11 protein-coding genes and 1 pseudogene are annotated in these 13,654 nt (G+C 51.1%); 6 read left to right on the top strand and 6 right to left on the bottom strand.

What is annotated here, in order from left to right; translation table 11 throughout:
* Positions 1 to 13 precede the first annotated feature (13 nt).
* Complete coding sequence (argS, locus tag FFT88_RS10420; protein WP_135405161.1) at positions 14 to 1,747, bottom strand: arginine--tRNA ligase; 1,734 nt, start codon at positions 1,745 to 1,747, stop codon at positions 14 to 16.
* 215 nt (positions 1,748 to 1,962) lie between these two features.
* Here argS and FFT88_RS10415 point away from each other — a divergent pair, with 215 nt between their 5' ends.
* From FFT88_RS10415 to torZ, 4 genes are all read left to right on the top strand, one after another.
* The gene (locus FFT88_RS10415) at positions 1,963 to 2,529 is read left to right on the top strand and encodes a VOC family protein (protein WP_130218686.1); all 567 of its coding nucleotides are present in this window, start codon (positions 1,963 to 1,965) and stop codon (positions 2,527 to 2,529) included.
* 13 nt (positions 2,530 to 2,542) lie between these two features.
* A complete protein-coding gene (gene cutC, locus FFT88_RS10410) occupies positions 2,543 to 3,289 on the top strand; it encodes a copper homeostasis protein CutC (protein WP_130218688.1) in 747 nt (248 codons plus the stop codon).
* A 387-nt stretch (positions 3,290 to 3,676) separates the two neighbouring features.
* Positions 3,677 to 4,777, top strand: a complete 1,101-nt coding sequence (locus FFT88_RS10405; RefSeq protein ID WP_135405164.1) for a NapC/NirT family cytochrome c — start codon at positions 3,677 to 3,679, stop codon at positions 4,775 to 4,777.
* 24 nt (positions 4,778 to 4,801) lie between these two features.
* Positions 4,802 to 7,231 (top strand): trimethylamine N-oxide reductase TorZ, encoded by a 2,430-nt coding sequence (gene torZ, locus FFT88_RS10400; RefSeq protein WP_135405166.1) that lies wholly within the window; start codon positions 4,802 to 4,804, stop codon positions 7,229 to 7,231.
* 164 nt (positions 7,232 to 7,395) lie between these two features.
* On the opposite strand, the gene cmoB is transcribed toward torZ, so the two are convergent.
* Genes cmoB through FFT88_RS10375 form a run of 5 tightly spaced genes read right to left on the bottom strand, consistent with a single transcriptional unit; the run spans position 7,396 to position 10,977 of the window.
* Positions 7,396 to 8,367: a tRNA 5-methoxyuridine(34)/uridine 5-oxyacetic acid(34) synthase CmoB gene (cmoB, locus tag FFT88_RS10395; RefSeq protein WP_119457715.1), complete on the bottom strand. Its 972-nt coding sequence runs from the start codon at positions 8,365 to 8,367 to the stop codon at positions 7,396 to 7,398.
* A complete protein-coding gene (gene cmoA, locus FFT88_RS10390) occupies positions 8,364 to 9,107 on the bottom strand; it encodes a carboxy-S-adenosyl-L-methionine synthase CmoA (protein WP_135405168.1) in 744 nt (247 codons plus the stop codon). The genes cmoB and cmoA overlap by 4 nt, the downstream gene beginning before the upstream one ends.
* A 40-nt stretch (positions 9,108 to 9,147) precedes the next feature.
* Positions 9,148 to 9,543, bottom strand: a complete 396-nt coding sequence (locus FFT88_RS10385; protein WP_130218694.1) for an MAPEG family protein — start codon at positions 9,541 to 9,543, stop codon at positions 9,148 to 9,150.
* A 52-nt stretch (positions 9,544 to 9,595) separates the two neighbouring features.
* Positions 9,596 to 10,414 (bottom strand): DUF72 domain-containing protein, encoded by an 819-nt coding sequence (locus FFT88_RS10380; protein ID WP_135405171.1) that lies wholly within the window; start codon positions 10,412 to 10,414, stop codon positions 9,596 to 9,598.
* Positions 10,411 to 10,977, bottom strand: a complete 567-nt coding sequence (locus FFT88_RS10375; RefSeq protein WP_135405173.1) for a hydrolase — start codon at positions 10,975 to 10,977, stop codon at positions 10,411 to 10,413. The genes FFT88_RS10380 and FFT88_RS10375 overlap by 4 nt, the downstream gene beginning before the upstream one ends.
* A gap of 310 nt (positions 10,978 to 11,287) precedes the next feature.
* Here FFT88_RS10375 and aspS point away from each other — a divergent pair.
* Positions 11,288 to 13,059, top strand: a pseudogene (aspS, locus tag FFT88_RS10365) (aspartate--tRNA ligase).
* A gap of 117 nt (positions 13,060 to 13,176) precedes the next feature.
* A complete protein-coding gene (nudB, locus tag FFT88_RS10360; RefSeq protein ID WP_001300367.1) occupies positions 13,177 to 13,629 on the top strand; it encodes a dihydroneopterin triphosphate diphosphatase in 453 nt (150 codons plus the stop codon).
* Positions 13,630 to 13,654: the final 25 nt, after the last annotated feature.

The following is a 13,654-nucleotide window of genomic DNA, read 5'->3' as shown; positions in this document are numbered from 1 at the left end:
ACACATAACGCGATTACATACGCTCTACAGTCTCAATACCCAGCGTATCCAGACCCAGCTTCAGCGTCTTCGCCGTCAGTTGTGCCAGTTTCAGACGGCTGTTACGCACTTCTTCGTTTTCTGCGCTGAGGATCGGGCAGTGCTCGTAGAAGCCAGAGAACAGACCAGCCAGATCGTACAGGTAAGCACACATCACGTGCGGCGTGCCTTCACGGGCAACCACGGTGAGGGTTTCTTCAAACTGCAGCAGGCGAGCAGCCAGTTGCGCTTCACGATCTTCACGGATGATTACCGGAGCTGAAGCCAGTTGTTCTTCGTTAATTTCTGCTTTACGGAACACAGACAAAACACGCGTGTAAGCATACTGCATGTATGGCGCGGTATTACCCTCAAACGCCAGCATGTTGTCCCAGTCGAAGACATAATCAGTAGTACGGTTTTTGGAGAGATCCGCATATTTCACCGCACCAATACCCACCGCATTGGCCAGTTTTTCCAGCTCGTCAGCTGGCATATCCGGGTTCTTTTCTGCCACCAGACGACGTGCACGCTCCAGGGCTTCATCCAGCAGATCGGCCAGTTTCACCGTACCGCCCGCGCGGGTTTTGAACGGTTTGCCGTCTTTGCCCAGCATCATGCCGAACATGTGGTGTTCCAGCGGTACGGATTCCGGCACATAGCCTGCTTTACGGACGATCGCCCATGCCTGCATCAGGTGTTGATGCTGACGGGAGTCGATGTAATACAGCACGCGATCGGCATGCAGTGTTTCATAACGATATTTCGCACAGGCGATATCAGTGGTGGTGTAGAGATAGCCACCATCTTTCTTCTGAATGATCACGCCCATCGGTTCGCCTTCCTTGTTTTTGAACTCATCAAGGAATACGACGGTTGCGCCTTCGCTTTCTACTGCCAGACCTTTGGCTTTCAGGTCCGCTACGATACCCGGCAGCATCGGGTTGTAGAGGCTTTCGCCCATGACGTCATCGCGGGTCAACGTCACGTTCAGACGATCGTAGGTGATCTGGTTCTGCGTCATGGTGATGTCGACCAGTTTGCGCCACATCTCGCGGAAGTATTCGTCACCGCTTTGCAGTTTTACCACGTAGTTACGTGCGCGCTCGGCGAACTCTTCATCTTCATCGTAATGCTTTTTCGCATCGCGGTAGAAACCTTCAAGGTCAGCCAGTTCCATTTCACCGGCGTTTTCCTGCTGCTGTTTTTCCAGCCACGCAATCAGCATACCGAACTGAGTACCCCAGTCGCCGACGTGGTTCGCGCGAATCACTTTGTGACCGAGGAACTCCAGAGTGCGCACTGCTGCGTCACCAATAATGGTAGAGCGCAGGTGACCGACGTGCATCTCTTTCGCCACGTTCGGTGCGGAGTAGTCAACCACAATGGTCTGTTTTTCTGGCGTAGCAACACCGAGACGATCTGACGCCAGCGCCTGCTGAACATGTTCAGCCAGGAATGCCGGATCAAGGAAAATGTTGATAAAGCCTGGACCGGCGATCTCAACTTTGCTGGCGATACCGTTAAGATCCAGATGAGTCAGCACCTGCTCTGCTAATTGTCGCGGTGCCATACCCAGTTTTTTAGCAACTGCCATCATGCCGTTAGCCTGATAGTCGCCGAACTGAACTTTTGCTGACTGACGAACCTGCGGTTCGCAATCCGCAGGCGCGCCTGCCGCAATCATGGCCTGACGGACTTTTTCTGAGAGAAGAGCCTGAATATTCACCGGAATACCTTACATTGATGAAGCGAGCAAAAATTGCCCGCACCAGTTAAAGAAATTAGGGCGGGAGTATACTGCAAATGGCTGTTTTCGTCAGCAACGTGCGTGTGGCGTATTGCCGTTTTCACTATTGCATCAGAAGCGGCGTGAAATCAGCGGTTGGTTGGCGCTGGGCAACAGGGTAAATTAACGCTTTTACTGAAAGACGAAGAGTGATTATGGCGAACTGGCAATCTATCGACGAGCTGCAGGATATTGCATCGGATTTACCGCGATTTACCCACGCATTAGATGAACTTTCCCGCCGTCTGGGGCTGGATATCACTCCGCTGACTGCCGATCACATTTCTTTGCGTTGCCATCAAAACGCCACCGCTGAACGCTGGCGTCGCGGGTTTGAACAGTGCGGCGAACTCCTGTCAGAAAATATGATCAATGGCAGGCCGATTTGTCTGTTTAAATTGCATGAACCGGTACAGGTTGCGCACTGGCAGTTTTCCATTGTGGAGCTACCGTGGCCCGGGGAAAAACGTTACCCGCACGAAGGTTGGGAACATATTGAAATCGTTCTGCCGGGCGAACCAGAAACGCTGAATGCCCGTGCGCTGGCGTTGCTTTCTGATGAAGGACTCAGCCTGCCAGGGATCTCAGTTAAAACCAGTTCGCCAAAAGGTGAGCATGAGCGATTACCGAATCCGACGCTGGCGGTCACCGATGGCAAAACGACGATTAAATTTCATCCGTGGTCCATTGAAGAGATCGTCGCCAGCGAGCAGTCGGCGTAATTAAGGAGCAAAAATGGCATTACTGGAAATTTGCTGTTACAGCATGGAATGCGCACTAACGGCGCAGCAAAATGGCGCTGACAGAATTGAATTGTGTGCGGCTCCGAAAGAAGGGGGCTTAACGCCGTCGCTGGGCGTGCTTAAATCCGTGCGTCAGCAGATAACGATTCCCGTGCATCCGATCATCCGCCCGCGCGGTGGTGATTTTTGCTACAGCGACGGCGAGTTTGCCGCCATTCTTGAGGATGTGCGTACTGTCCGCGAATTAGGCTTTCCGGGACTGGTGACGGGCGTTCTCGATGTTGACGGTAATGTCGATATGCCACGAATGGAAAAAATAATGTCTGCTGCCGGTCCGTTGGCCGTTACTTTTCATCGTGCCTTCGATATGTGTGCTAACCCATTAAATACACTGAATAATCTTGCGCAATTGGGCATTGCCCGGGTACTGACTTCCGGGCAAAAATCAGACGCTCTGCAAGGTTTATCAAAAATTATGGAACTTATTGCCTATGGTGATACTCCAATCATCATGGCCGGAGCAGGAGTCCGTGCAGAAAACCTGCACCACTTCCTCGATGCCGGAGTGCTGGAAGTCCATAGCTCCGCGGGAGCGTGGCAAGCCTCACCGATGCGTTATCGTAATCAAGGATTGTCCATGTCATCAGATGCACACGCGGACGAGTATTCGCGTTATGTCGTAGACGGGGCGGCGGTTGCTGAAATGAAAGGAATCATTGAACGCCATCAGGCCAAATGATTTTTACCGTTGCATCATGTCGCCCAATATGATGCTTGCTCGTACCAGGCCCCTGCAATTTCAACAGGGGCCTTTTTTTATTCCCTGGCAGTATAAAAAATGAACGATTGCTGTGATGTGTAGAACGGGTGACAGTGCGCATAGCGTGGTGCTTAAAATGTTTTATATATTCACATTAATTATGCGATTTAAATTACTAAAACTGACAAATATATATTATAAATAACGGCTGGGTTATTCTTCCGCAATTAATGATTACATTGTAATAAATCATATTCTTTATCGATTATTTCAGGCAGTGTTGTGCCGAATTAAGCAAGCAGTCAATTCGTTGTATATTTATTTATATAATGACTTCGGTGTCCTGGAATTTAATTAGAGGAATCTATGCGAGGGAAAAAACGCATTGGGTTATTTTTTCTGCTGATAGCGGTTGTGGTTGGTGGCGGCGGGTTATTGCTTGCGCAAAAAGCCTTACATAAAACGTCGGATACAGCATTTTGTCTCTCCTGCCACTCGATGAGTAAACCTTTTGAGGAATATCAGGGAACTGTCCACTTTTCGAACCAGAAAGGGATACGTGCGGAATGTGCCGATTGCCATATTCCAAAGTCAGGGATGGATTATTTATTTGCTAAATTAAAAGCATCTAAAGATATTTATCATGAATTTGTTAGCGGCAAAATAGACAGTGACGATAAGTTCGAAGCTCATCGCCAGGAAATGGCCGAAACAGTATGGAAAGAATTAAAAGCAACTGACTCTGCAACCTGCCGTAGTTGCCATTCTTTTGATGCGATGGATATTGCCTCGCAAAGTGAAGCTGCGCAGAAAATGCACAACAAAGCGCAAAAGGACGGTGAAACGTGTATTGATTGTCATAAAGGAATTGCCCATTTCCCGCCAGAAATAAAAATGGATGACAACGCGGCGCATGAACTGGAAAGTCAGGCTGCCACTTCTGTGACCAATGGCGCACATATTTATCCTTTCAAACCTTCCCGCATAGGCGAACTGGCCACTGTGAATCCTGGTACCGATCTCACCGTCGTTGATGCCAGTGGCAAACAGCCGATCGTTCTGTTGCAGGGTTATCAAATGCAGGGCAGTGAAAACACGCTCTACCTGGCGGCTGGTCAACGTCTGGCGCTAGCCACATTAAGTGATGAAGGTATCAAGGCGCTAACGGTAAACGGGGAATGGCAGGCTGACGAATACGGTAATCAATGGCGTCAGGCGTCATTACAGGGGGCGCTAATCGATCCCGTATTAGCGGATCGTAAACCGTTATGGCAATACGCTGAAAAACTCGATGACACCTATTGTGCTGGCTGCCATGCGACTATTGCCGCTGACCATTACACCGTCAATGCCTGGCCCTCTATCGCCAAAGGAATGGGGGCGCGAACCAGCATGAGCGAAAACGAACTGGACATTTTGACGCGGTACTTCCAGTACAACGCCAAAGATATTACCGAAAAACAGTGATCCTCGTAGATCAGGGAGGAAGTTATGACATTAACAAGACGTGAGTTTATTAAACATAGCGGTATTGCTGCCGGGGCGCTGGTGGTGACATCGGCTACGCCGTTACCCGCATGGGCAGAAGAGAAGGGCGGAAAAATCTTCACCGCGGGTCGTTGGGGAGCGATGAATGTAGAAGTGAAGGACGGTAAGATTGTTTCTTCTACAGGCGCACTGGCGAAGACCGTCCCGAACTCCTTACAGTCTACGGCGGCGGATCAGGTACACACTACGGCACGTATTCAGCATCCGATGGTGAGAAAAAGTTATCTCGACAATCCATTGCAACCGGCAAAAGGTCGTGGCGAAGATACCTATGTACAGGTGAGCTGGGAACAAGCATTAAAACTGATTCATGAGCAACACGATCGCATTCGTAAAGCTAACGGACCATCGGCCATTTTTGCAGGGTCTTACGGCTGGCGCTCTTCTGGCGTGTTGCATAAAGCGCAAACCTTACTGCAACGTTATATGAATCTGGCGGGGGGATATTCCGGGCATAGTGGCGATTATTCAACCGGGGCGGCACAGGTGATCATGCCGCACGTTGTCGGTTCTGTGGAGGTCTATGAACAGCAGACTTCCTGGCCGCTGATTCTGGAAAACAGTCAGGTGGTGGTGTTGTGGGGCATGAACCCGCTGAATACCTTAAAAATTGCCTGGAGCAGTACCGATGAGCAAGGGCTGGAATACTTCCATCAGCTGAAAAAATCGGGCAAACCAGTGATTGCTATCGACCCTATCCGTTCCGAAACAATCGAGTTCTTTGGCGATAACGCGACCTGGATTGCACCGAATATGGGGACCGACGTGGCGCTGATGTTAGGCATCGCGCATACCCTGATGACACAAGGTAAGCACGATAAAGCCTTCCTTGAGAAATACACCACCGGCTATTCGCAGTTTGAAGAGTATCTGACCGGCAAGAATGATAATACGCCGAAGAGCGCGGCCTGGGCGGCAGAAATTACTGGCGTACCGGAAGCGCAGATTGTCAAACTTGCAGAACTGATGGCGGCGAATCGCACGATGCTGATGGCTGGTTGGGGGATCCAACGCCAGCAATACGGTGAACAGAAACACTGGATGCTGGTGACGCTGGCGGCGATGTTAGGGCAAATTGGTACACCGGGCGGCGGTTTTGGATTCTCTTATCATTACTCCAACGGTGGCAACCCGACGCGAGTTGGCGGCGTACTGCCAGAAATGTCTGCGGCGATTGCCGGACAGGCAAATGAGGAAGCTGATGATGGCGGAATGACCGCGATTCCGGTCGCCCGTATTGTCGATGCGCTGGAAAATCCTGGCGGCAAATATCAGCATAACGGTAAAGAGCAAACGTACCCAAATATCAAAATGATCTGGTGGGCGGGTGGCGGTAACTTTACCCATCACCAGGATACGAATCGTCTGATCAAAGCATGGCAGAAACCGGAGATGATCGTCGTTTCTGAATGCTACTGGACCGCAGCTGCTAAACATGCAGATATCGTATTACCGATCACCACATCGTTTGAGCGCAATGACTTAACGATGACCGGTGATTACAGCAACCAGCATATTGTGCCGATGAAGCAAGCTGTCGCTCCGCAATTTGAAGCGCGTAACGATTTTGACGTGTTTGCCGATCTTGCGGAATTACTGGAACCTGGCGGAAAAGAGATCTATACCGAAGGTAAAGATGAAATGGCGTGGCTGAAATTTTTCTATGATGCCGCTCAGAAAGGTGCGCGTGCGCAACGCGTGACTATGCCAATGTTTAATGCCTTCTGGCAGCAAAATAAACTGCTTGAAATGCGCCGCAGCGAGAAGAACGAGCAATATGTTCGCTATGGTGATTTCCGCGCCGATCCGGTGAAAAATGCGCTGGGTACGCCAAGCGGTAAAATTGAAATCTATTCAAAAACGCTGGAAAAATTTGGCTATAAGGATTGCCCGGCACACCCGACCTGGCTGGCTCCTGATGAGTGGAAAGGTACCGCCGACGAGAAGCAGTTGCAGCTTCTGACCGCGCATCCGGCACATCGTCTACACAGTCAGCTTAACTATGCGGAGCTGCGTAAAAAATATGCGGTTGCCGATCGTGAGCCGATCACAATTCACACCGAAGATGCTGCTCGCTTTGGTATTGAGAATGGCGATCTGGTCCGTGTCTGGAATAAACGTGGTCAGATCCTGACAGGCGCTGTGGTGACTGACGGGATCAAAAAAGGCGTGGTATGCGTGCATGAAGGTGCATGGCCGGATCTGGAAAATGGTTTGTGTAAAAACGGCAGTGCGAACGTGTTAACGGCTGATATCCCCAGCTCGCAGCTGGCGAATGCCTGTGCCGGTAACTCTGCGCTGGTGTATATCGAAAAATATACGGGCAATGCGCCGAAGTTAACGGCGTTTGATCAGCCAGCTATTCAGGCATAAGAAGTGAATAGCGCCCGGAAACGGGCGCTGAGGTTATGCAAACGCAAAACTGCCTGATGCGCTATGCTTATCAGGCCTACATAGTCCCTGCAATGTATTGAATTAACAAGGTTTTGTAGGCCGGATAAGGCGTTCACGCCGCATCCGGCAGTAATACCAGACCTTTACGGCTTGCGCGCAATCAGTACCGCGCGTTTAGGCGCAGGATAACCTTCCACCGTTTTACCCGGATCATGTGAATCAAGAAAATCTGCCAGCGATTCGGTGACCATCCACTCGGTACGACGCTGCTCTTCTGTAGTGGTGACGCTCACATCCGCAATGCGAATATCAACAAAACCACACTTCTTCAGCCAATTTTTCAGCGCCAGCGCGGAAGGGATGAAATAAACATTACGCATTTGTGCGTAACGATCGCCTGGTACCAGCACCGTGTTTTCGTCGCCATCAATAACCAGCGTTTCAAGCACCAGTTCACCCTCATTCACCAGTTGATCTTTCAACTGCCAGAGATGCTCCAGCGGTGAACGACGATGATAAAGCACGCCCATCGAAAAGACGGTATCAAAGGCTTTCAGTGCCGGAAGTTGTTCAATCCCTAACGGCAGCAGATGCGCCCGTTGGTCGTTACCTAACAGTTTACGCACTGCTTCAAACTGGCAGAGGAAGAGTTGCGTAGGGTCGATACCCACCGCAAGGTGTGCGCCTGCGCCAATCATGCGCCACATGTGATAGCCGCTGCCGCAGCCGACATCAAGAATGGTGCGCCCGGTTAAATCAGAAAGATGGGGCAGAACACGATCCCATTTCCAGTCGGAACGCCACTCGGTATCGATGTTGACGCCATACAGTGAGAACGGCCCTTTGCGCCACGGCATCAGGTTACGCATCAGCGTTTCAATGCGTTTAATCTGCCCGGCGCTCAGTGGCTCTTCGCTTTCTGCCGTCACGCTATGCAGTAAATCAAGACGATACGGTTTAATTTCAGGCAGAAATTCCACCGCATTGGACCACTGTTTAAACAGACCGTGCTGCTGTTCGCGCTGCCAGCTGGCAATCTGCGCGGGCAGGGTTTCCAGCCAGTGTGAAAGATGATTTTTGGCAATCAGAGAATAAAAGTTACCAAAGTCGATCATGCAGTGTCCTCTGCTTTTAATGCCACCAGTGAACCAAAATTAAAGCACTGGAACCACAGCTCGCTATGCTCAAAACCGGCTTTATGCAGGCGTGCCTTGTGGGTTTCCACGGAATCGGTCAGCATCACGTTTTCCAGCATGCTGCGCTTCTGGCTGATTTCCAGCTCGCTGTAACCGTTGGCACGTTTAAAATCGTGGTGCATGTTGAACAGCAGTTCACCAACTTTGGCATCTTCGAAACTGAATTTTTCCGAAAGCACCAGCGCGCCGCCCGGGTTTAGCCCTTGATAAATTTTATCCAGTAACGCCTGGCGCTCGGAAGGTTCCAGGAATTGCAGGGTAAAATTCAGTACCACCATCGACGCGTTTTCAATGGCAATATCGCGAATATCACCTTCAATAACGTCAACAGGCGTAGGCGCTTTATAGGCGTCAATATGACGACGGCAGCGTTCAATCATTGCCGGGGAGTTGTCGATGGCGATAATTTTACAATTATCATGATGAATGTTGCGACGCACTGAGAGCGTCGCCGCGCCCAAAGAACAGCCCAGATCGTAAATCTGCGTACCCGGTTGAACGAAGCGTTCAGCTAACATACCAATCATGGAAATAATATTGGAGTAGCCGGGAACGGAACGTTGGATCATATCCGGGAAGACTTCAGCTACCCGTTCATCAAAGGTCCAGTCGCCCAGTCTGGCGATAGGAGCAGAAAATAGCGTGTCGCGGTGAGACATAACGTAAAAATCCGGGAAAAAGAAAGTGGCGTATTGTGCGCTAACGCAGGGAGAAAACCAACTCCCAGGGCATATACCAAAGATTCGCCAGCACCATCAGCAATAGCGCACACCAGGTGGCGCTCATACCAGAACGTCGCCAGCGAAACAGACGGTGATGGAAACCGTAATAATGCATCAGACGACCAGCGAGCAAAACGAGGCCGCAAATATGCACCATCCAGGTTTCAGCACCATTCATTTCCATAAATAGCATCAATACAATCGCGATAGGAATATATTCCACCGCATTGCCATGAATACGAATAGCACTTTGTAGTTCGCTAAAACCGCCGTCGCCATAGGCAACGCGATACTGCATTCGCAGGCGAACAACATCAAAAGAGAACTTCATTAATAACAACGCACTTAAAACGGCATACAGCGCGCTTACCATACAAACTCCCTTTAAAATGGCCGATGGCACTTGTCTATGATAGGTGGCAAATTCAGAAAAGAGAAGATTGCTGTGGAATAGCCGGGACTGCTCCGATCTCTGGAAGCATTTTACGTAAGTCTTCCCACAGTGTATGTACCAGTTCCGGGGCCTGAGCAATATCTGGCGTGTGCAGAAAAAGATAAGGCGTGGTGTTCTGCTGCCACTGCGCTAATTTTTGTAACCAGACCTGAAATAATTCCCTGTTTTGCGCCATATCATCGCTGCCGATAAAACGGATCAGCGGATTTGTCGCCGTTAGTACGGCATGTACCGGAACCTTCGGTTTCTTCCGTTGAGCGTCGCGTATGGCTTCATTATGCGGACGTGCTGCATGAACCGGGCGGCTGTCTAAAATTACCCGATTAACGCCGCGCTGATGTAAACCGCGATTAAGCGTTTGTTCTTCTTCCCCTTTGGCGAAAAACTGCGGATGACGCACTTCCACACCATAATTAAATTCGCCGGGAAGAGAATCGAGAAAATGCCAAAGCGCAGGCAAATCCTGTGGGCCGAAGGTGGCAGGCAGTTGCAGCCAGTATTGCCCAATGCGCGGAGCCAGCGGTGACATACGGGTCAAAAATTCACTGGTTAAATCATCGCAATGACGCAACGCTGCCTGATGCGAAATGGTCGCCGGAAACTTAAAACAGAAGCGGAAGTCATCTGTGGTCTGCTCCCGCCAGCGCAGGACTACCTCGGGTTTCGGCAGGGCGTATAGCGTGGTGTTGCCCTCCACGCAATTAAAGTAGCGGGCATACTCTTCCAGGCTGGTTATCCCCAACCGCACCCATTTAGGATGCGACCATTGCGGTAGACCGATGTAAATCATAACGCGTTGAGGATCTCTTCCACACTGCGCACACGGGCGATGCGTGGATAGATATGGTTGATGCTGTTATTGTGCTGCTCGGCACTGGCGGCGCTACAGGCATCTTCGGCAATCACCAGATTAAAACCGAGTTCCCAGGCATTGCGGGCGGTGGACTCAACGCCGATATTGGTCGAGATCCCACATAACACTATTGTATCGATACCTCGGCGGCGTAATTGCAACTCCAGATCCGTACCGTAAAACGCACCCCATTGACGTTTGATGATTTCGATATCGCTGTCGGTTGTACCTAATGCAGCAGGATGTTGCCACCAATTTTCGGGCAACACTTTAGCGGGAGAGGGGGCATCAACCGGCTGTTTTAATGCTTCGGCGTAATCGGCAGACCAGCCAACACGCACCAGAAACACGGGCTGACCGCTCGCGCGAAATTTCGCCGCCAGCTTCCCGGCGCGATTTACCACGTCTTCGGCAGTATGCGGACCACCGGCAAAAGGCAAGATGCCTTCCTGTAAATCAATCACCACTAGCGCTGTGGATTTGGCATTAAGTTCAAGCATGATCACTCCAGATAAAACAAAATAGTGCCTCTCACCTTAATGCGATTAGCCGATGGCGGAACGACAAATTTTGTTAATTTTTATGAGTTCGGGCAACACCTTTATAGCAAACTGGCGTAGAGTCTGAATCCAGGCCCGACATAAAGTGGTAACGAGGCGTTCCAGCGCGGGCCAGGCTCTTACGGTGCGGCAGAATTTCCAGTATAATAGCCGCCTTTTTTCATTCAGTTGTGACATACAGCTAACGCTGCGACTCAGGTCACCTGCACAGCAGGGGACATCCGCCAGCAGCTAAGTTAAGGGATATCTCATGCGTACAGAATATTGTGGACAGCTCCGTTTGTCCCACGTGGGGCAGCAGGTGACTCTGTGTGGTTGGGTCAACCGTCGTCGTGATCTTGGTAGCTTGATCTTTATCGATATGCGCGACCGCGAAGGTATCGTGCAGGTATTTTTCGATCCGGATCGTGCGGACGCGTTAAAGCTGGCCTCTGAACTGCGTAATGAGTTCTGCATTCAGGTCACGGGCACCGTACGTGCGCGTGACGAAAAAAATATCAACCGCGATATGGCGACTGGCGAAATCGAAGTGCTGGCTTCCTCGCTGACCATCATCAACCGCGCAGACGTTCTGCCACTTGACTCCAACCACGTCAACACCGAAGAAGCGCGCCTGAAGTACCGCTACCTCGACCTGCGTCGTCCGGAAATGGCTCAGCGTCTGAAAACCCGTGCGAAAATCACCAGCCTGGTGCGTCGTTTTATGGACGACCACGGCTTCCTCGACATCGAAACTCCGATGCTGACTAAAGCCACGCCGGAAGGCGCGCGTGACTACCTGGTGCCTTCTCGTGTGCACAAAGGTAAATTCTACGCGCTGCCGCAATCCCCGCAGTTGTTCAAACAGCTGCTGATGATGTCCGGTTTTGACCGCTACTATCAGATCGTTAAATGCTTCCGTGACGAAGACCTGCGCGCTGATCGTCAGCCTGAATTTACTCAGATCGATGTGGAAACCTCTTTCATGACCGCGCCGCAAGTGCGTGAAGTGATGGAAGCGCTGGTGCGTCATTTGTGGCTGGAAGTGAAGGGCATTGATCTGGGCGATTTCCCGGTAATGACCTTTGCGGAAGCTGAACGCCGTTACGGCTCCGACAAACCGGACCTGCGTAACCCGATGGAACTGACCGACGTTGCCGATCTGCTGAAATCCGTTGAATTCGCGGTATTTGCGGGTCCGGCGAACGATCCGAAAGGCCGTGTTGCCGCTCTGCGTGTTCCGGGTGGCGCATCGCTGACCCGTAAGCAGATCGACGAATACGGTAACTTCGTTAAAATCTATGGCGCGAAAGGTCTGGCTTACATCAAAGTTAACGAACGCGCGAAAGGTCTGGAAGGTATCAACAGCCCGGTAGCGAAGTTCCTTAATGCGGAAATCATCGAAGCCATCCTGGATCGTACTGCCGCGCAAGATGGCGATATGATTTTCTTCGGTGCCGACAACAAGAAAATTGTTGCCGACGCGATGGGCGCACTGCGTTTGAAAGTGGGTAAAGACCTTGGCCTGACCGACGAAAGCAAATGGGCGCCGCTGTGGGTTATCGACTTCCCGATGTTTGAAGACGACGGTGAAGGCGCCTGACGGCAATGCACCATCCGTTCACCGCGCCGAAAGACATGACGGCGGCAGAGCTGAAAGCTGCACCGGAAAATGCGGTGGCGAACGCTTACGATATGGTCATCAATGGTTACGAAGTGGGCGGTGGTTCAGTGCGTATCCATAATGGTGATATGCAGCAGACGGTGTTTGGCATTCTGGGGATCACTGAAGAGGAACAGCGTGAGAAATTCGGCTTCCTGCTCGACGCCCTGAAATACGGTACTCCGCCGCACGCAGGTCTGGCATTCGGTCTTGACCGTCTGACCATGCTGCTGACCGGCACCGACAACATCCGTGACGTTATCGCCTTCCCGAAAACCACGGCGGCAGCGTGTCTGATGACTGAAGCACCGAGCTTTGCTAACCCGACTGCACTGGCTGAGCTGAGCATTCAGGTTGTGAAGAAGGCTGAGAATAACTGATATGACTCAAATACACGAAATCATTCGCGTTGCATCGAGGCGGCAACTGAGTGAACTCCCATGAGCATAGATAACTATGTGAATGGGATGAGCAAAGGCAGTCAACGAAGAGGCAGCGTGAAGGATAAAGTGTATAAGCGTCCCGTTTCGATCTTAGTGGTCATCTATGCACAAGATACGAAACGGGTGCTGATGTTGCAGCGGCGTGACGATCCCGATTTCTGGCAGTCGGTAACCGGCAGTGTGGAAGAGGGTGAAACCGCGCCGCAAGCTGCCATGCGCGAAGTAAAGGAAGAGGTCACCATCGATGTTGTCGCTGAACAACTGACCTTAATTGACTGTCAGCGCACGGTAGAGTTTGAAATTTTTTCACATTTACGTCATCGCTATGCGCCGGGCGTGACGCGTAATACAGAATCATGGTTCTGTCTTGCGCTCCCGCACGAGCGCCAGATTGTTTTCACTGAACATCTGGCTTACAAGTGGCTTGATGCGCCTGCTGCGGCGGCGCTCACTAAGTCATGGAGCAACCGGCAGGCGATTGAACAGTTTGTTATTAACGCTGCCTGAACAGGCAGGGCTATCTGGAGATATT

Origin of the sequence: Escherichia sp. E4930 (assembly GCF_005845405.1) — a bacterium.
Lineage (GTDB): Bacteria > Pseudomonadota > Gammaproteobacteria > Enterobacterales > Enterobacteriaceae > Escherichia.
The sequence above is the reverse complement of the archived record's forward strand: the minus strand, read 5'-3'. Positions and strand labels throughout refer to the sequence as shown.

Coding starts and splice junctions, on each gene's coding strand:
- FFT88_RS10415 (WP_130218686.1), top strand. CDS start 1,963: ATGGCGAACTGGCAATCTATCGACGAGCTGCAGGATATTGCATCGGAT.
- cutC (WP_130218688.1), top strand. CDS start 2,543: ATGGCATTACTGGAAATTTGCTGTTACAGCATGGAATGCGCACTAACG.
- FFT88_RS10405 (WP_135405164.1), top strand. CDS start 3,677: ATGCGAGGGAAAAAACGCATTGGGTTATTTTTTCTGCTGATAGCGGTT.
- torZ (WP_135405166.1), top strand. CDS start 4,802: ATGACATTAACAAGACGTGAGTTTATTAAACATAGCGGTATTGCTGCC.
- cmoB (WP_119457715.1), bottom strand. CDS start 8,367: ATGATCGACTTTGGTAACTTTTATTCTCTGATTGCCAAAAATCATCTT.
- cmoA (WP_135405168.1), bottom strand. CDS start 9,107: ATGTCTCACCGCGACACGCTATTTTCTGCTCCTATCGCCAGACTGGGC.
- FFT88_RS10385 (WP_130218694.1), bottom strand. CDS start 9,543: ATGGTAAGCGCGCTGTATGCCGTTTTAAGTGCGTTGTTATTAATGAAG.
- FFT88_RS10380 (WP_135405171.1), bottom strand. CDS start 10,414: ATGATTTACATCGGTCTACCGCAATGGTCGCATCCTAAATGGGTGCGG.
- FFT88_RS10375 (WP_135405173.1), bottom strand. CDS start 10,977: ATGCTTGAACTTAATGCCAAATCCACAGCGCTAGTGGTGATTGATTTA.